The organism is Salinicola sp. CPA57, assembly GCF_003206035.1.
GTDB classification, from domain to species: domain Bacteria; phylum Pseudomonadota; class Gammaproteobacteria; order Pseudomonadales; family Halomonadaceae; genus Salinicola; species Salinicola socius.
In genome coordinates this window covers 125,658-143,767 of sequence record NZ_PZJR01000005.1, presented here as the reverse complement: position 1 = coordinate 143,767, position 18,110 = coordinate 125,658, and the positions used below count along the sequence as shown (strand labels likewise).

Below are 18,110 nucleotides of genomic sequence, written 5' to 3'. Positions count from 1 at the left end.
GATGGCAGTTACCCTGTCATCGAGGCATCGCATGTTTCATTTTCCTCTCCATCGTTATCAATCCGCCGATTCCGCCTCCGGTGAAACCGGCGACGGTCGCACAGGCATCGACCACTCAGGCGTCGATCATACAGGCGTCGATCATACAGACAGCGACCCTCATCGCTGGCTGGAAGCGGTCGACAGCGCCGAGGCGCTGGCCTGGGTCGAGGCGCAGAACCGCCGGACGTTGGAGCGCTTCGAAAACGCCGAGTTCGAGTCGCTGGAGAGCGGCCTGCGGGAGATTCTCGACGCCGACGATCGGATCCCGTTCGTGGTCAAGCGCGGCGAGCATTACTACAACTTCTGGCAGGACGCCGAACATCCGCGCGGGCTGTGGCGTCGCACCACCTGGGAATCCTACCGCCAGCCGCGGCCGGAGTGGGACGTGCTGATCGACGTCGATGCGCTCAACACCGCCGAGGGCGAGAACTGGGTCTGGCACGGTGCCAGTTGTCTGGAGCCGGCGCAGCCGGGTGGACCGTGGGAGCGCGCGCTGGTCTCGCTTTCCCGCGGCGGCGCGGATGCCGATGTGACCCGCGAGTTCGATCTGATCAGGAGGCGCTGGGTCGGGCGTGACGACCATGGCGAGGCCGGTTTCGAGCGCCCGGAGGCCAAGGGCGGCATGAGTTGGATCGACCGCGACACGGTGTTCGTCTACACCGATTTCGGTACATCGAGCTCGGGTGAAAGCGCTTTGACCAGTTCTGGCTACCCCCGCCTGGTCAAGCGCTGGCGCCGGGGCGAGCCGATGGCGGCGGCGGAGACGATCTTCGAGGCCGCCGAACAGGACCTGATGGCGCTGGCGTTCCACGACAGCTCTCGCGGTTTCGAACGCGACTTCATTCACCATGCGCTGGCATTCTACGAGCAGCGACTGATCGAGCTGATGCCGGACGGCGAGGCGTTCCCCATCGAGGTACCGCTGTCGGCGCAGGCGGTGGTGCATCGTGAATGGTTGCTGGTCCATCTGCGCGACGACTGGCGGATCGAGGAAAACGACCTGAATTTCCAAAGCGGCGCGCTGCTGGCGATCGACTACGAGAGTTTCAAGCGCGGTGGCCGTGATTTCACCACGCTGTTCACGCCGGATGCGCACCGCTCGCTGGAAGGGTTCGAGTGGACGCGCCATTACCTGGTGCTGGATATCCTCGAGGACGTCAAACACCGGCTGCAGGTGCTGACGCCGGGGCAGGGCGCCGACTGGTCGCCGCGTCCGCTGGACGGCTTGCCCGCCACCGGCGAGATCGGGATTGCGGCGGTGGACGATGAAGAGAGCGACGAGGTTTTCCTGATCGTCACCGACTATCTCACGCCGACATCGCTATTGAAGATGGATCTGGCACAGACCCAATCGACGGGCAAAGCGCGCGCCGCGGAAACGATCAAGCGGGCGCCGGGCTTCTTCGAGACCGACGGCATGCAGGTGACGCAGCGTTTCGCCACCAGCCTGGACGGCACGTCGATTCCCTACTTTCTGGTATTGCCGGCCGGCGGTGAAGGCTCGACGAACGGCAATGATGGGCCGGCGGCGCCTATGCCGACGCTGCTCTACGGCTACGGCGGCTTCGAGATATCACTGACACCGCACTACATTGCCGGGGCCGGGCGCAGTTGGCTTTCGCGTGGCGGCGCCTACGTGGTCGCCAACATTCGCGGCGGCGGCGAGTATGGCCCGCGCTGGCATCGTGCCGCGCTCCAGGGCGAACGCCACAAGGCGTTCGAGGATTTCGCCGCCGTCGCCCAGGATCTTGTCGCCACTGGCATCACCACCCCGGCACAGCTCGGCATTCAGGGCGGCTCCAACGGCGGGCTGCTGGTGGGCAACATGATCACCCGCTATCCGGATCTGTTCGCAGCCGCAGTCTGCGAAGTGCCGCTGCTGGACATGCAGCGCTATCACCAGCTGCTGGCGGGTGCCTCGTGGATGGCGGAATACGGCGACCCGGACAGCGCCGACTGGGACGACTTCCTCAAGGAGTCTTCGCCCTACCACAACCTGCGCGAAGGCGTGGACTACCCGGCGGTGCTGTTCACCACCTCGACCCGCGACGATCGCGTCCATCCCGGCCATGCCCGCAAGATGATGGCGAAAATGGCGGCGATGGGTGCGAACGACGTCCACTATTTCGAGAATACCGAAGGCGGCCACGGCGGCGCGGCGGACAACGCCCAGCGGGCGAAGCTGAGCGCATTGGCGTGGCGCTTTCTGTGGGACCGGCTTAGCGACAGCCCGAGCGTTCGCTAAGCGGGTCTGTAGCGCGGGTCCTAGCCCGTGATCCGCGGGTCGGGAAGCCGATACCAGTGGACGGCGCTGTCGTGCAGGACCGCCTGGCGGGCGCCGGGGCCGGCATCGGCGTCGGCGATGGCCTGCTCGACCATGGCGAGCCAGGTCACGTAGCTGACGTTGAGTCCGGTGACCGGGAAGTTGCTGGCAAAGAGGCAGCGCTCGGCGCCGAAGATGTCGATGGTCTCGGCGAGCAGTGCAATATTTTGCTGCTCGTCCCAAGCGGCCATGGGGCTTCCCAGCTCCGAAAGCTTGACCGCGACATTGGGGTTGGCGGCCAGCGCCCGCATTCCCTCGCGCCAGTGTTCCAGCCCTGCTTCACTGCGGTCCCAGGGCAGGCCGGTATGGTTGAGAATCACGCGCAGGCTGGGGGTCTCTTCCAGCGCCCTGGCGGCATCCGCAAGGTGCCAGGCCGGCACCCGCAGATCCCAGGACAGCTCGCGTTCCTCCAGCAGACGCAGCCCGCGGGTCCAGCCCGAATCCTGCAGCGAGCCCGGCGCGCCAAGCGTGGCGGCGTACTGATCCGGTCTCGCCGCCGTCACCGGCTTGGCGCGCACGCCACGAAACAGCGGCGACTCCCTCTGGCGATCGAGCTGCGTTTCACAGCCCGGGTCGGCAAAGGCGGCCCAGCCGACCAGTGCCACCGGCAGCCCCTGTTGCTCGGCCAGCTGCGTCAGCCAGCGGGTTTCCACTTCCGGCTCGCGGCGCGCGGCTTCGGCCTCGCAGTGCACGGTGCCCGCCAGGCGATAGCCGGGCGGAACCAGCGCCCGGAGGTCCGCCGGCAGGAACGGCCGGCGGATCGGGGCGTAATCGCCGAGGAAGAAGTGATCGTCGATCTCATCCTCGAGCCACGGATAGTGCACGCTGCCATCCAGCGCCCAGAAGTGGTGATGGCTGTCGATCAGGAGCTGTTCGCTCATGGGAGGGGCCTCAGTTTGCCAGCCAGTACAGCGGCACGGTGATGATTTGCGGGAACGCCACGAACAGCAGCAACAGCACGACATAGGCCATGACGAAGGGCAGCACGCCCATCACGGCCTTCTCGAACTTGAGCTGCCCCACGCTGGTGATGACGTTGAGCACGTTGCCCACCGGCGGCGTGATCAGGCCGATGGCGCAATTGAGCACGAACATGATGCCGAAGTAGACCGGGTCGATGCCGGCGATCTTGACGATCGGCATCAGGATCGGGGTCAGCACCAGAATGGTCGGGGTCAGGTCCATCACCATGCCGACGATCAGCACGATGGCCATGATGGCCAGCATCAATAGGCGTGGACTGTCGGCCAGCGGCGCCAGCAGATCCGCCACCATCATCGGCAGTTGGGCAATGCTGATCAGCCACGAGGCGACGCTGGCCGCCGCCACCAGGAACATCACCACGGCCGTGTTGCGCGCGGCCTGCACCAGCACCTGGTACAGCCCGCCGAGATCGAGTTCCCGATAGATCAGGGTGGACACCAGCATGGCGTAGACCGCCGCCACGACACCGGCCTCGGTGGGGGTGAAAATGCCGGTCTTGATGCCGCCGATGATGATCACCGGCAGCAATATGGCCCAGAAGCTCTGGCGCAGCGCGGTCAACCGCTCGGCACCGGTGGCCTTCTTCGCCACCACCAGATCCTCCTTGCGGGTGATGAACATCCACATCAATACCAGGGTCACCCCCATGATCAGCCCTGGCACGATACCGGCCAGGAACAGCTTGCTGATCGAGATGCTGCCGGCCACCCCGATGATGATCAGCGGAATCGACGGCGGGATGATCGGCGCGATGATCCCGCCAGCCGCCATCAGCCCGGCCGAGCGGCCTTGGGGATAACCCGCCTGACGCATCATCGGCAGCAGCATGGAACCCAGCGCCGCGGTATCGGCGACGGCCGAACCGGACAGGCTGGCCATGACGATGGCAGCGAAGATGGCAACGAAGCCGAGCCCGCCCTTGCGATGCCCGACCATGCTCATCGCCAGCAGCACGATGCGCTTCGACAGCCCACCCTGCGCCATGACCTCGCCGGCCACCAGGAAGAAGGGAATCGCCAGCAGCGTGTAGCTGTCGGCGCCGTTGACCAGGTTCTGAGCCAGAATCTGCGAATCGAACAGCCCCAGATGCAGCATCAGCACGATGGCGCTGACCAGCAGGGCGAACGCGATCGGCAGGCTGAGGCCGATCGATGCCAACAGCGAGGCGAGGAACAGTCCGATCGTCATGGCGCCATCTCCGTGTTTTTCGGCAGCGACTGCAGGTGCCTCGGCGTCAGCAACCGGAATATCAGGATCAGCGACATCAGCACGCCGGCGATCAGCGCGGCAAGATAGAAGACGCCGACCGGGATACCGCTGATCGGCGACCGGTCGCTCCAGTTGAGCAGCGTCTGCGCATAGCTGCCCTTGACCAGCATCAGGCAGCAACCCAGCATCGCCAGTGTCACCAGACGCCGCAGTACACCCTGAACCTTCTGCGGCAGGCGATCGGAGAACGTCGTCACGCTGAGATGCTCATGGCGCATCAGGCCCACGACCGTGCCGAGAAAGATGACCCACACGAACAGAAACCGGGATAGCTCGACACTGATCGAAATGCCGCTGTTGAAGCCGTAGCGCAGCACGACATTGGTGAACACCAGCGCAATCATCGCGACCAGCGCCACCACCATGAGCAGATTGAGCATCCACTCGGTAACACGCGACAGACGAATCAGCGTCGTCCGGAGCGAGCCCGAGCCCGGTTGAGCCGTGATTTTCGGCGTTCTGGACATGAACATTCTCTCCGGGGAGACGAAAACGATGTCTTTGGCCTGCGGGGATTCGAAGGCATCCGACTGACATTGGCTGACCGCAGGACTGGGTCGTCGACGACCGGCCGCAGGCGCTCGCGCATCGATCGAGGCTTTCTCGGCCTCGTGACATCGATGGCCAGTTGGCGCTGCAACCGGGTCGACCGGGCAGCGTCGCCCTATTCGCCAGCAGGGCGCGCGGCCTTGATCGCCTCGATCAACTCGGGGCCGTATTTTTCCGTGAAGCTGGCCTCCACCGGGCCTTCGACGATGTCGCGCATCGAGGCACGATCAGGATCCTCGACGATCTGCATGCCCTGCTGCTTGAGAAATTCCAGATCTCCGGTCAGGCGCTTGGCCAGTTCCTCACGCTCGAACGTCGCGGAATCGATGGACGCCTGCACCAGAAGCTTTTGATATTCCGGACTCAGGCCCTCGAACTTGGCCTTGTTCATCACCAGTGGCGCCGCGGTATAGGCATGAGCCGTCAGCGACAGGTAGTCCTGAACTTCATAGAGGTTGGCCGAGCGGATCAGGCTGACCGGGTTTTCCTGACCGTCCACGGTGCGCGTTTCCAGCGCCGTGAACAGTTCGGTGAACGGCATCGGCGTCGGGTTGGCCCCCAGCGCTTCGAATGCGGCGATATGCGCGGGATTGGGCGTGGTACGCAGCTTCAGCCCCTGGATATCGGCGGCAGTCTTGACCGGATGCCGGGAGTTGGTCAGGTTGCGAAAGCCGATCTCCCAGAACGCCAGGCCCTTGAGGTCGTGATCCCCCAGCTTGGCCAGCAGCGATTGACCGATCTCGCCATCCAGTACGGCATACGCTTGCGCGTAGTTGTCGAACAGAAACGGCAGATCGAGAACGTTCAGTTCACCGACCAGCCCGGTGTAGTAAGGATTGCCGGTCAGCACGATATCGACCTGGCCGCCGCGGGCACTGGCGACTAGGGCGGTATCGCTGCCCAGTTGGCCGCTGGGAAAGACGCGAATCTGCAGCTCACCGCCGCTGCGCTCGTCGACGAGTTCGGCGAAGTGCTCCGCTGCGAGATGCTGAGCGTCTTCCACCGGATGAGTGTGGGCGAAATTGAGCGTGGTGGCGGCCAGGGCATTGGCGGAGGGCACAATGAGTACCGCCGTCAGCAGGCTGGCGAGAAGGGGGTGCGACGTCGAGCTCTGGGCAGTCATGCGGGCGATCTCCGAGTAGGGGCATCCGTTGGCGCATCACTTCGCTGAGCGATGCGCCGAGACACTGGCGTCAGGTGCAGTGCCTGTTGAAGAGACCGGCGCCGAATCCTCAAGCGCCGTCGGAAGACGGCGACCCAGGGTTAGCGACGGCGCCGAGGCAGAGAGACGAAGCGTCCCTATTCCGTCCATCGTCCGATGCTCTTCATTACGGAGATTGCGCTCAAACAGTCAATGTATACATTATACGTTGGTCGTTTCGGTGCCCTTTTCCTGCTGGCCATGAGTCCCGCAAGAGTGCGATGGCGGATCGAGGAGATCGGTCGCCTCGATCCGCCCACCTCGATCGCCCCTGCAATCCCCCTGTAGATGAGAGGTGAGCTGCGTCATACTGCGGCCCATTCAAGTCTTTTGGGGAATCCGATCAATGAGCCAAGGCACGTCGACATCGAGCGCGTTGAAATCCGACACGGTAAAACTCGGCGTGGTGATGGATCCCATCGCCGACATCACCTACAAGAAGGACACCACCCTGGCCCTGCTGTGGGCGGCGGAGGCGCTGGGCTGGTCGCTCCACTATCTCGAGCAGGAAGACCTCTACCTCTACGAAGGGCGGGCGATGGGCAGCGTGCGTCCGCTCAAGGTGTATCGCGATCCGCAGCACTGGTTTGAACTGGGCGAGCGCGAGTCCATGGCGCTTGCCGAGCTCGACGTGATCCTGATGCGCAAGGATCCGCCGGTGGACAGCCACTTTCTCAACGCGGTGCACCTGCTGGCGTTCGCCGAGCGGGAAGGCACGCTGGTGGTCAACCCGACCCGAGCGCTGTTCGAGTGCAACGAGAAACTATTCGCGCAGCAGTTCGCCCACTGCATTCCGCCGACGGTGGTCTCCTGCCGCGATGCCGTGCTGCGCGCCTTCCAGGCCGAACATGGCGATACCATCTTCAAGCCGCTGGACGGCATGGGCGGTACCGGCATCTTCCATATCGGCCCCGAGGGCCGCAATCTCGGCGCGGTGATCGAGCAGCTCACCGAGCGCGGTCAGCGCCAGATCATGGCCCAGCGCTACCTGCCGGAGATCAAGGATGGCGATACCCGGATTCTGCTGATCGACGGTGAACCGGTGCCCTACGGTCTGGCGCGCATTCCCAGCGCCGGCGAGACGCGTGGCAATCTGGCCGCCGGCGGCCGCGGCGTCTCCCGCGAGCTGACCGACCGCGACTACTGGCTGGTCGAACAGGTGCAGCCGATGATTCGCGAGAAGGGGCTGCTGTTCGTCGGTCTCGACGTGATCGGCGACTACATCACCGAGATCAACGTCACCAGCCCGACCTGCGTGCGCGAGATCGACGATCAGCGCGGCACCGATATTGCCGCCCAGCTGATGACGGCGATCGCCCAGCGGCTGGCAAAACGGGGCTGATCCGACCGCGCCCGACAGAGGGGATTCGGCAGAGGTGGTACAATGGCCCATTTCCTCTACGACTGACGGCTCCCGGCAAGATCGCCGGGCCGTCGCGCGAAGCCCGATGGAGTCCTATGTCAACGATCAGGCCAACATCCATGCCGACGCCGATGCAGAGCCTCAAGCACTATTTCCTGATGGCGATGCCGCACCTGGAAGATCCCAACTTCGCGGGTACGCTGACGTATCTGTGCGATCACGACGATGACGGCACCCTGGGGGTCATCGTCAATCGTCCTTCCGATCTGACCCTGGACGGACTGTTCGAGCAGCTCGATATCGAATCCGAGTCGGGGCCGCACAACGACGTGCTGGTCTACAACGGCGGACCGACCTATCGCGATCGCGGCTTCATCCTTCATCGCGGCAACGCGGATGCGTGGGATTCCAGTATTCAGGTCGCAGACGGCCTGGCGCTGACCACGTCGGTGGATATCCTGCAGGCGATCGCCCAGCGCCGCGGCCCTGAACAGTTTCTGGTGATGCTGGGCTGCGCCGGATGGAAGTCCGGGCAGCTCGAGGATGAGCTCAAGGAGAACTCTTGGCTGATCTCCGAGGGCGACGCCGGCATTCTGTTCGATCGCCCCCCGGAGCAGCGCCTGAGCGCGGCTGCCGGCATCCTCGGGGTCGATCTCAACCTGATGACCCGCCACGTCGGGCACGCCTGATGGCGTCGGCAACGGTCGATAGAACTGGTCAGCGCCTGGTCATGGCGTTCGACTACGGCACGCGACGCATCGGTGTCTCGGTGGGCAACGAGATGTTGCGCTCCGCCAGTGGCCTGGAGCCGTTGATCGCGCGAGACGGGATCCCCGATTGGGTCGCCGTCGAAAAGCTGCTGAAGGAGTGGCAGCCGGATCTGCTGGTGGTCGGACTGCCGATTCACGATGACGGCAGCGAATCCGACATGAGCGTGCGCGCGCGCAAGTTCGGTAACCGTCTCCACGGGCGCTTCGGCAAGCCGGTGGAGATGGTCGACGAGCGCGGCACCACCCGCGCCGCCAAGCTGATCGCCCAGGGTCAGGGGCACAAGGGCAACTACCGTGACCGCGGGGTCGACGGCATCGCCGCCCAACTGATCCTGGAAGGCTGGTTCAACCGCGAGGGCTGACCCCGCCTTCCCGAATACGCCTTCTCAAGCGTCGATATGCAGTTCCGGCGTCGGACGGCGGAAGCCACGAGTCAGCCACACCAGCCAGCCCAATCCCGCCAGTAGCCATATCGAGCCAAGCATGATCGCTCTGTGATCGAGGCTGAACAGCAGCCACACGATCGCGCCGAGCCCGATCGCCGGGCATACCAGAAAGCGCAGGGTATCGCCCGGGCCACGGCGGCCCTCCTTGAGATAGTAGTGGAAGACCACCGCCAGGTTGACCAGGGCAAAGGCCAGAAACGCGCCGAAGTTGATGAACGAGGCCGCTGACAGCACGTCCATCGTCAGTGCCAGCAGCGCCACCAGGGCGCTCAGAATCAGTCCCCCCAGCGGTGTTCCATAGCGACCCAGCGTCCCCAGCCAGCGTCGCGGCAGCACGTCGTCCCGGCCCATCGCGTAGATCAGTCGAGCGCCGCTGGCCTGGGCGGCAATACCTGAGGCGAACTGGCCCACGACCAATCCGATCAGAAAGATCGAGACGAAAAGATCGCCGCCGATGTTACGGGCGATGGTGTAGGCGGCGGCGTCCGGGTTGGCGAAGTCGAAGCCCGGCGCCGCGAGCTGTACGCAGTAGGAGACGACGATGAAGATCAGCCCGCCCAGCAGCGTGATCAGCAGGATCGCCCGCGGCAGCGTGCGCTGCGGGTCGCGAGTCTCCTCCGTCAGCGTGGTCACAGCATCGAAGCCGAGAAACGAATAGCAGGCGACGGCGGCACCAGCCATCAGCACCGGCAGTGAACCGTTGTCGGTACCCAGAAACGGCGCCAGGCTGAACAGTGGCTGAGTGGGATCGCCGAGAATGTAGTGCACGCTGAGACCCACGAAGGCCACCAGAACCAGCATCTGGATCAGCATCATGGCACTGTTGATCAGGCTGGCCAGCTTCAGGCCGAGCACGTTGATCACCGTGGTGACACCAATGAACGCCAGCAGCCACAGCGCCGTTGGAATGCTCGGGAAGGCTGAGTTCAGATAGGCCGCCCCGATCAGCCAGATCACCATCGGCAGGAACAGATAGTCGAGCAGAATGGCCCAACCGGCGAGAAAGCCCAGCCGATCGTCGATGGCGTGACGAACGTAGGCATAGGCGGAGCCGGCGACGGGGTAGGCCGCGGCCATGCGGCCATAGCTGTGGGCGGTGAACAGCATCGCTACCAGCGCGGCGAGATACGCACCCGCCACCGCGCCCTGGGTGACCACCGCCAGTACCCCGAAAGTGCCGAGCACGATGATCGGGGTCATGTAGGCCAGGCCGAACAGCACGACCTGGGAGAGGGTAAGGGTCTTCTTCATTTCCGACATCGTCGTTTCCTGTTGTGGTTATTGTGTGAATCGTGTTTTTTGCGGCTAACAGCGGTCGTCGTGATGAACACGGGAAGCCGTCACCGTGTTCAGCCGAAATGCCAACTGCGCCGCGAGCCCTGGGTTTCGAGCTGACCCTGCAGACTCAGACGGCGATCTCCTTGGTAGTCGTAGTCCTGCCTGGCGCTGGACAGGCGCGCCGGATCGACATGCAGCGGCTGGATCGTCTCCTCGCGACCGGCCCGAAACAGCGCCTCGCCGTCGGGGCCGATCAGCGCGCTCTCGCCGGCGAAGATGAGCCCGGCGCCCTGACCGACCCGGTTGCTCATGGCCAGAAAACACTGATTTTCCTGGGCTCTGACCTGGGCGGCGCGAGCGTGTATGGGGCCGTAGGGGTCCATGTTGCCGTTGGTCACCACCAGCAGATCGGCACCCATGGCAGCCAGCGCGCGCGCCGGTTCGGGGAATTCCAGGTCGTAGCAGATCAGCAGCCCGATGCATCGGCCGCGCCATTCGAGGCAGTGAAGCGCATCGCCGGGCTCAACCAGCGTGCGTTCGTCCGGCCACAAGTGGGTCTTGCGGTAGCGCAGCGCGATCCCGCTTTCGGGCGTGATCAGCACGGTGGTGTTGAACACGATCTCGCCATCCCGCTCCAACAGACCGATGGCGATCGCCAGATCGCGCTCGCGACTGGCCTCGATCAATGCCTCGAGTTCCGGTCCGTCGAGCGTCAGGGCGCGGTCGAGCACATGCTCAGGTTCGGCAAAGCCGCTCAGATGCGTTTCGGGGAAGACGATCAGCGCAGTGCCGTCGTCGGCGGCATGCACGACCTCGAGCGCGCGACCGAGGTTATGCGCGACGTCGCCTTCGCGGCTGGCGAGTTGTGCCAGGACAAGCTGCATGGAACACTCCGGGAGTTGTGATTGGGACGGAAGCCGCTGACCTCCAGTATCCCCAATCCCGCGCCACTGCCTATCCCGCGAGCGGGGTAACCCGATCGGGGGACGCAAAAGCTCGACGGTGGCTTCGATAAGGTGTGGCTTGAAAGAGAAAAACGATGACCCATCGACCCCGGCTGAAGACAAGTACCGATGACATGACGCCGCTGGAGAGCCTGGAGTGGCATCGCGCCTTCGGCCAGTTGGCGGAAAACGTCGATCGTGCCGGCTTCTGGCTGGCGCTGGTTCGGCGATTGGCGGGGGAAGTGCATTTCGATACCTGGGTGGCGCTGGTCTTCGACCGCCAGCAGCCGCCCCGTATTCTCGCCGAGAGCGACGAAGACGATGGCGCCGACGACGCGCTGTTTCAGGACTATCAGCGCGGCCTGTATCTGCTCGATCCGTTCTATATCGATGCCTGCGAGCGCGATCGCTGCGGGCTATTCACACTGGCGGAAGTGGCGCCGCAACACTTCACCCGCACCGAGTACTATCAGCGCTATTTTCGACGCAACATCGTCGCCGACGAGATTCACTTCAATCAGACGCTGGATGCGGGCCGAACCCTGTGCCTGTCGCTGGGCTCGACCCGTTCCTTTTCCCGTCAGGCATTGGGCAGCCTCACGTTGATGCAGCCGTGGTTGCTGGCGCTGATGCGCTTGCGCATGCATTTCGAACCGCAAGACGACGGAGAGGCTGGCCCCCATCCCTGGCATCCGCTGCCGGACAGAGCACTTGAATTCGATTCCCGCTATGCGCTGACCGAACGCGAGCGCGAAGTGAGTCAACTGATGCTGGGAGGCAGCTCGACCAAGGAGATCGCCCGCCGACTGGCGATCTCGGTCGAAACGGTGCGCGCCCACAAGAAGCATCTCTACGCCAAGCTGGGAGTCAATTCCCAGTCGGAGCTGTTTTCGCTGTTCTGGCAGGCGCGCCGTTAGGCTTGCCTCAAAAGTGCTGCGCTCGTCCATGCGGGGTCAAAAAATGAGCTCAAAGTACTCATTTACACCCCGTAAACTCCGCCTTCTCGCTCATTTTCGCCTTGTCTGACCATCGCTCGCCAACTTTTCAGGCGCAGCCTAAGCCCTAGAAGCTGGCGTCGTCGACACCGAAGCTGGGCGGCACGAACCAACCCACGTCGCGCAGATCCTTCTCGATCAGATCCTCCACCTGCAGCAAATGGGCGAAGATCGCCATGCGCATCGGGATGCCGTTGTCGGTCTGGCGGAAGATCGCCAGGCGCGGATCGCCGTTGAGGTCGGTGCTGAGATCGTTGGCGCCGGGGCGGCTGTCCCGCGGCAGCGGGTGCATGACGAGGGTCGTCGGCGAGCAGCGGCGGTCGAGAAAGCCACGATCGACGACGAAATCCGAGGTCAGTTCGGCAAAGCTTTCCGACATCTCCGCGGTGAAGCGCTCGCGCTGGATGCGGGTGGCGTAGATCACGTCCACGTCGTCGAACGACTCCGCCAGATTGGATCGTGTCTCGATGCGATGTCCCCGCGACGCCACCAGATCGACCAGATGCGGGGGCATCTCCAGCCCCGGCGGCGAGACCAGCGTGATCCGCAGCGGTTCGTAGAGCGACAGCAGCTTGATCAGCGAGTGCACCGTGCGGCCGTACTTGAGATCCCCGGTCAGCAGCAGATGCGCGCCCGCCAGCGGCTTGCCCAGCCGGGCGAACTCCTTGGTGATGGTGTAGACGTCCAGCAGCGCCTGGCTCGGGTGCTCGCCGGGGCCGTCACCACCGTTGATCACCGGCACCTGGGTCGCTTCGGCAAACTCCGCCACCGACCCCTGCTCGGGGTGGCGCATGACGATGGCGTCGACGTAGCCGCCCATCACCCGGCTGGTGTCGTAGAGCGATTCGCCCTTGGCCATCGATGAAAACGTGAAGCCGGTGGTATCGCAGACGCTGCCGCCGAGCCGACAGAAGGCGGCGTTGAAGCTGATCCGGGTTCGGGTGCTGGCTTCGAAGAACAGATTGCCGAGCACGGCGCCTTCGAGCACGCGGGTCACCTTGCGACGCTGGGCGATCGGCTCCATGCGTTCGGCGATGCGGATCAGATGGTCGACGGCATCGCGAGAGAGCGAATCGACGGAGAGCAGGTGCGAAGGCATCGGGAAACCTCTTTGGCGGCAGGTGGCGAAAGCGAACTGGCCGAGTCTGGCGACCTCGGTCGGGCGATAGTGTAGCGCCGTGCGTCACCGGCTTCACGCGTGGCGGCGACATCGCCCTGACGACCGGCCATACACCTCTGCATCTGTCTGTCCCAATCTGTCCGTATCAACGACTTTTTCATACCCACCACCTTTCTGGCGCATTTTCCGCGGCGTCAGCGCTATCGTTAACCTGGCTTAACGTTCGCCATCGAGATTTGAATGATTCCGGTCAGGCTCTCTATGCTCAGGGGGCGTCGTGGCAATCCATTGGAGGAGGCCGCGACGAGCCGGCCTGTCGATCGCGCATCTGGTTTCACAGGCACCGTTTCATTCGATTCCATTCAGGAGGGAGCCGGAATGTCAGAATCGCATTTTCCCCCGCAGCACCAGACCCATCAGCCGGGCGACGAGCACAGCATGCAGCCCGAGCCGGAGTTCATTCGTGACGACTATCGCGGCACCGACAAGCTCAAGGGCAAGGTGGCGCTGATTACCGGCGGCGACAGCGGCATCGGCCGCGCCGTGGCAGTGCACTACGCCCGCGAAGGGGCCGACTGCGCCGTGGTCTACCTCGATGAAGACCGCGATGCGGAAGACACCAAAGCCTTGGTCGAAGCCGAAGGCCAGCGTTGTCTGCTGCTCAAGGGCGACGTGGTCGACTCCACTTTTTGCCGGGAAGCCGTCGAGCGCACGCGCAGCGAACTGGGTGGGCTCAACATTCTGGTCAACAACGCGGCCGAGCAGCATGACTGGGACGACGTGACACAGATCACCGACGAGCAGCTGCAGCGCACCTTCGCCACCAACATCTTCAGCCACTTCTATTTCGTGCGTGAAGCGCTGCCTCACATGGGCGCTGGCGACACCATCATCGCGACCTCGTCGGTCAACGCCTTCAAGGGCAACGCCACGCTGATCGATTACTCATCGACCAAGGGTGCGATTCAAGGGCTGGTGCGCTCGCTGGCGCAGTCACTGGTAGATCGCGATATTCGTGTCAATGCGGTGGCGCCGGGACCGGTGTGGACGCCGTTGATTCCGGCCAGCTTCGATGACGAGAAGGTCGAGGGTTTCGGCGGACAGGTGCCGATGAAGCGGGCCGGTCAGCCCAGCGAGATGGGGCCGGCCTACGTCTATCTGGCCAGCAAGGAGTCTTCCTACATGACCGGTCAGACTATCCATCTCAATGGCGGGGTGATCCTGAATACCTGAGGAAACACTGCATAAATGTCTGCGCAGGCGAATCGGCTTCGTTGCGCGGTGCTCGCAATCCTCACATATACCCCAATATGCTCCGGTTGCTGCGCTCCGTGCGCCTTGCGCTTCATCCTGCTCGACAATTTATTCAGCGTTCCCAAACGAAACATGCCTGCGCTCGGCGACTTTTCGGACCAAGCACCTACGCTGGCGGTTCGGTGGGGGTCTTGCCGCCGATCTTGGCGGTGATCTCGCGGGCGGTCTCCGCGACCAGGGCGGCGAGTTCGGGCAGGCGGGAATCGTCGATCCGGGCCACCGGGCCGGAGACCGAGATCGCCGCCAGCGGCAGGCCGCTTTCGTCGTGCAGTGTGGCGGCGACGCAGTTGAGCCCGATGGCGTGCTCTTCGCGATCGACGGCGTAGCCCTGGCGGCGAATCTCGACCAGCTGCTCGCGTAGCCTGTCGACGTCGGTCAGGGTGTTGGGTGTCTCGCCTTCCAGCGTGCGTCCTGCGACGATCTGCTCGAACTCCTGTGGCGGCATCCACGCCAGCAACGCCTTGCCGACGCCGGAGGCATGCAGCGGTGCCCGCGAGCCTAGCCGGGTGATCATGCGCATCATCTGCTTGGATTCGCTCTGGGCGAGATAGACCACCATGCCGTCGTCGCGGATACCGAGATTGGCCGTTTCCCCGCTGGTGGCGGTCAGCCGACGCAGGAAGGGGCGGGCGGTGGCGACGAAGTCCCGCGCTTCGAGAAAGCTGTTGCCGATGCGGAAGGTCTTGACGTCGATCTTCCACAGCCCGCTCTCGATGTCCTGGGTGATGAAGCCCTGCTGGAACAACGCCTGCAGCAGGCGGTGGGTGGTCGAGGGCGCCAGCTCGACGTCTTCGGCGATATCGGAGAGTGCCAGCCCATCCGGCGCCGCGGCCAGCCCCTCCAGAATGGTCAGACCCCGAACCAGCGACTGGCTGTGCCCGCCGCTGCTCTTGGCGCCGCCCGCCGGTCGACCGACGGATCGCCGCTTGGGTTCTGTTTGCTGATCCTGCTGCCGTTCAGTCGCCCGGTTCCGCTCTCTGTCCGTCACTCGCGCCGCTCTCGTGTCCGCCCGTATCAGGCGCTCAGGATAACCGCTCGATCCGGTGGTGTCTGTGCGCTATCGGCTACGACTTTCGGCCGCTCGCTGTTCCAGCCGTAGCCGCGCGATCCGGTGGATCTGTTCGATGGCGGTACGGCGCTCCTGTTGCGGCCGGTGGTGCAGTCGCGTCTCGAACGCCTCGAGGATCGCGTGACGATCAAGGCCGCGCACGGCGATGACGAAGGGGAATTCGAAGCGTTCACGGTAAGCGTGATTGAGCCGTTCGAAGCGCGCGAACTCGGCCGGCGTGCATTGATCGAGCCCGGCTCCGGCCTGTTCCGAACGGGAGTCGTCGGTCAGCTCGCCGGCGACCGCCGCCTTGCCGGCCAGGTCGGGGTGGGCGCGGATCAGCGCCAGTTGGGCATCGGCCGAGGCCGCATCCACCTGCTGGCGTAGCCGCTCGGCCAGCCCGGCGGGCGTATCCTGCGTCTCGCCGAGGCCGCGATCCCAGCTCTGCGCCGCGATCCACGGTGAATGTTCGTAGATTTCGCCGTAACTTTCGATGAATGCATCGCGGCCCAGCTGGCTGGGTCTGGGGGAAAGAAGCGCTAGGGTCATGAGGACTCCGGTTGACCTTTGTATACGAAGGCAATTGAATGAGGCTAACGCCTGGCGCGCTCGGCAATCCACTGTTTCGAGCCGTTCGCGCCCATCATCCCATTGAGGCCATCATGAGCGATTCCCCTCGAGGTTATCTGACCACGCACGTGCTGGACACGGCGCTTGGCCGTCCCGCCAGCGATCTGCGTATCGAACTCTATCGGTTGGAGGGCGGCACTCGCCTTCGCCTGGCCGATGTCACCACCAATGCCGATGGCCGCTGCGAGGCGCCGCTGCTGGAGGGCAAGGATTTCATCGCCGGCGTCTACGAGTTGCTGTTCCATGCCGGCGACTATTTACGGGCCGGCCACACATCCGGCTTACCTGCCAGCCAGTCGGGCGCGGGGCATTTCCTAGACCGCATACCGCTGCAGTTCACGGTCGATGCGCCAGCTGAGCACTATCACGTCCCGCTTCTTCTCTCTCCCTACAGTTATTCGACGTACCGGGGTAGCTGATGACCACGACCCTGATCCGCGATGCCGAGCTGATCGCGACCTTCGACGACGACGCCCGTGAGCTGCGCGATGCCAGTATTCTCGTCCGAGACGATCACATCGTTGCGATCGGTCCGACGCCGGACGTCACGGCCAGGCTCGTCGGTCCTGCCGACAATGTTATCGATGCGCGCGGTCAGGTCATCCTGCCGGGACTGGTGAACACGCACCACCACTTCTATCAGACGCTGACGCGGAACTTGCCGGCGGGGCAGAATGCCGAGCTGTTCGACTGGCTGGTGACCCATTACCCGATCTGGGCAAGGCTCGATCCGGAGTCGATGTTCGCCAGCAGCCAGATCGCGGCGGCGGAACTGCTGCTGTCGGGCTGCACCACGGCGGCGGATCACACCTACCTGTGGCCCAACGGGGCGCGTATCGACGATCAGATCGCGGCGGTTTCCGAACTCGGCCTGCGCTTTCACGCCTCGCGGGGCTCGATGTCGGTGGGAGAGTCCCAGGGCGGGCTGCCACCGGACAGCGTGGTCGAGTCCGAGCCGTCGATTCTCGCCGACACCCAGCGCGCCATCGAGCGCTATCACGACACCGCCGAGCGGGCGATGACCCGCATCGTGGTGGCGCCATGCTCGCCGTTCTCGGTCTCCCGCGAGCTGATGATCGCAAGTGCCGAACTGGCCCGTCATTACGGCGTGCATCTGCACACGCACTTGGCCGAGACCCGCGACGAGGAGGCCTATTGCCGCGAGCGCTTCGGCTGCACACCAGTGGAGTACGCCGAGCAGGTGGGCTGGGTCGGCAGTGATGTCTGGTTCGCCCACATGGTGCATCCGCACGCCGACGAGATCACGCGCCTCGGTGGCCACTGCTGCGGTGCGGCGCACTGCCCCAGCTCCAACATGCGCCTCGGCTCCGGCATCGCGCCGGTGATGGCGATGCACCAGGCCGGCATGCGTGTCGGTCTTGGCGTCGATGGCAGCGCTTCCAACGATGGCTCGCACCTGCTGGCGGAGGCGCGCCAGGCGATGCTGCTGGGCCGACTTCAGGGTGATATGAGCGAATTCACCGCGCGCCGGATGCTGTGGTTCGCCACGCGCGGCGGCGCATCCACGCTCGGGCGTGACGATATCGGCCAGCTCGCGGTGGGCAAGGCCGCCGATATCATCGGCTTCCGGCTGGACTCGCTGGCCCTGGCCGGTGGCGCGCTGCACGACCCGCTGGCATCGCTGGTGTTCTGCCAGCCGCCGCAGGTCGATCTGTCGATCGTTAACGGCGTACGCCGCGTCGAGCACGGCCAACTGCTCGGCCACGATCTCGATCGCATGGTGGCGAGACACAACGCCAGTGCCAGGCGGCTGGTGGAGGGCTGAGCACCTGCCTCCGGGCGGCTGTCATCCGACGGCGGGGCGTATACAATC

Annotated in this window: 17 protein-coding genes; 8 read left to right on the top strand and 9 right to left on the bottom strand. The window is 64.3% G+C overall.

The features are described from left to right. Nucleotides 1–31: 31 nt before the first annotated feature. A complete protein-coding gene (locus DOM36_RS07155) occupies nt 32–2,287 on the top strand; it encodes a prolyl oligopeptidase family serine peptidase (RefSeq protein ID WP_110642202.1) in 2,256 nt (751 codons plus the stop codon). A 20-nt stretch (nt 2,288–2,307) separates the two neighbouring features. On the opposite strand, the gene DOM36_RS07150 is transcribed toward DOM36_RS07155, so the two are convergent. The 4 genes from DOM36_RS07150 to DOM36_RS07135 all read right to left on the bottom strand — a co-directional run bounded on the left by DOM36_RS07150 (nt 2,308) and on the right by DOM36_RS07135 (nt 6,290). Beyond that, on the bottom strand, nt 2,308–3,246 hold the full coding sequence (locus tag DOM36_RS07150; RefSeq protein WP_110642200.1) for an amidohydrolase family protein: 939 nt from the start codon (nt 3,244–3,246) through the stop codon (nt 2,308–2,310). Between the two features lie 10 nt (nt 3,247–3,256). Then, the gene (locus tag DOM36_RS07145) at nt 3,257–4,537 is read right to left on the bottom strand and encodes a TRAP transporter large permease subunit (RefSeq protein ID WP_075569379.1); all 1,281 of its coding nucleotides are present in this window, start codon (nt 4,535–4,537) and stop codon (nt 3,257–3,259) included. After that, complete coding sequence (locus tag DOM36_RS07140; RefSeq protein ID WP_157958585.1) at nt 4,534–5,085, bottom strand: TRAP transporter small permease; 552 nt, start codon at nt 5,083–5,085, stop codon at nt 4,534–4,536. Before DOM36_RS07140 ends, DOM36_RS07145 begins: the two co-directional genes overlap by 4 nt. A gap of 197 nt (nt 5,086–5,282) precedes the next feature. After that, entirely contained in the window at nt 5,283–6,290 is a 1,008-nt protein-coding gene (locus DOM36_RS07135; protein ID WP_110642196.1) for a TRAP transporter substrate-binding protein, read from the bottom strand. 424 nt (nt 6,291–6,714) lie between these two features. On the opposite strand from DOM36_RS07135, the gene gshB reads away from it, so the two are divergent. The 3 genes from gshB (at nt 6,715) to ruvX (ending at nt 8,863) form a co-directional block, all read left to right on the top strand. Next, a complete protein-coding gene (gshB, locus tag DOM36_RS07130) occupies nt 6,715–7,710 on the top strand; it encodes a glutathione synthase (RefSeq protein ID WP_110642194.1) in 996 nt (331 codons plus the stop codon). 152 nt (nt 7,711–7,862) lie between these two features. Beyond that, nucleotides 7,863–8,420, top strand: a complete 558-nt coding sequence (locus DOM36_RS07125) for a YqgE/AlgH family protein (protein WP_075569474.1) — start codon at nt 7,863–7,865, stop codon at nt 8,418–8,420. Beyond that, nucleotides 8,420–8,863 carry a Holliday junction resolvase RuvX gene (gene ruvX, locus DOM36_RS07120; protein ID WP_110642192.1) on the top strand — a complete coding sequence of 148 codons (444 nt, stop codon included), beginning with the start codon at nt 8,420–8,422 and terminating at the stop codon, nt 8,861–8,863. Before DOM36_RS07125 ends, ruvX begins: the two co-directional genes overlap by 1 nt. Nucleotides 8,864–8,887: 24 nt before the next feature. On the opposite strand, the gene DOM36_RS07115 is transcribed toward ruvX, so the two are convergent. Together DOM36_RS07115 and DOM36_RS07110 are read right to left on the bottom strand one after the other, a co-directional pair. Next, the gene (locus tag DOM36_RS07115; RefSeq protein WP_232823760.1) at nt 8,888–10,198 is read right to left on the bottom strand and encodes an APC family permease; all 1,311 of its coding nucleotides are present in this window, start codon (nt 10,196–10,198) and stop codon (nt 8,888–8,890) included. A 98-nt stretch (nt 10,199–10,296) separates the two neighbouring features. Continuing rightward, nucleotides 10,297–11,109 (bottom strand): carbon-nitrogen hydrolase family protein, encoded by an 813-nt coding sequence (locus tag DOM36_RS07110; protein WP_110642188.1) that lies wholly within the window; start codon nt 11,107–11,109, stop codon nt 10,297–10,299. 155 nt (nt 11,110–11,264) lie between these two features. Here DOM36_RS07110 and DOM36_RS07105 point away from each other — a divergent pair, with 155 nt between their 5' ends. Beyond that, a complete protein-coding gene (locus DOM36_RS07105; protein WP_198651227.1) occupies nt 11,265–12,086 on the top strand; it encodes a helix-turn-helix transcriptional regulator in 822 nt (273 codons plus the stop codon). 145 nt (nt 12,087–12,231) lie between these two features. Here the strand turns inward: DOM36_RS07105 and DOM36_RS07100 are convergent, their stop codons facing one another. Continuing rightward, nucleotides 12,232–13,263, bottom strand: a complete 1,032-nt coding sequence (locus DOM36_RS07100; protein ID WP_110642186.1) for an aspartate carbamoyltransferase — start codon at nt 13,261–13,263, stop codon at nt 12,232–12,234. A gap of 399 nt (nt 13,264–13,662) precedes the next feature. Here DOM36_RS07100 and DOM36_RS07095 point away from each other — a divergent pair, with 399 nt between their 5' ends. Next, a complete protein-coding gene (locus DOM36_RS07095; protein WP_110642184.1) occupies nt 13,663–14,517 on the top strand; it encodes an SDR family oxidoreductase in 855 nt (284 codons plus the stop codon). 187 nt (nt 14,518–14,704) lie between these two features. On the opposite strand, the gene DOM36_RS07090 is transcribed toward DOM36_RS07095, so the two are convergent. Both DOM36_RS07090 and uraD read right to left on the bottom strand, forming a co-directional pair. Then, nucleotides 14,705–15,586 (bottom strand): IclR family transcriptional regulator, encoded by an 882-nt coding sequence (locus DOM36_RS07090; protein WP_110642182.1) that lies wholly within the window; start codon nt 15,584–15,586, stop codon nt 14,705–14,707. A gap of 69 nt (nt 15,587–15,655) precedes the next feature. Beyond that, on the bottom strand, nt 15,656–16,195 hold the full coding sequence (gene uraD / locus DOM36_RS07085; RefSeq protein WP_075569370.1) for a 2-oxo-4-hydroxy-4-carboxy-5-ureidoimidazoline decarboxylase: 540 nt from the start codon (nt 16,193–16,195) through the stop codon (nt 15,656–15,658). 113 nt (nt 16,196–16,308) lie between these two features. Between uraD and uraH the strand changes: the two genes are divergently transcribed. Both uraH and DOM36_RS07075 read left to right on the top strand, forming a co-directional pair. Further along, the gene (uraH, locus tag DOM36_RS07080; RefSeq protein WP_075569472.1) at nt 16,309–16,695 is read left to right on the top strand and encodes a hydroxyisourate hydrolase; all 387 of its coding nucleotides are present in this window, start codon (nt 16,309–16,311) and stop codon (nt 16,693–16,695) included. Then, a complete protein-coding gene (locus DOM36_RS07075) occupies nt 16,695–18,062 on the top strand; it encodes an 8-oxoguanine deaminase (RefSeq protein WP_110642180.1) in 1,368 nt (455 codons plus the stop codon). Before uraH ends, DOM36_RS07075 begins: the two co-directional genes overlap by 1 nt. Nucleotides 18,063–18,110 lie beyond the last annotated feature (48 nt).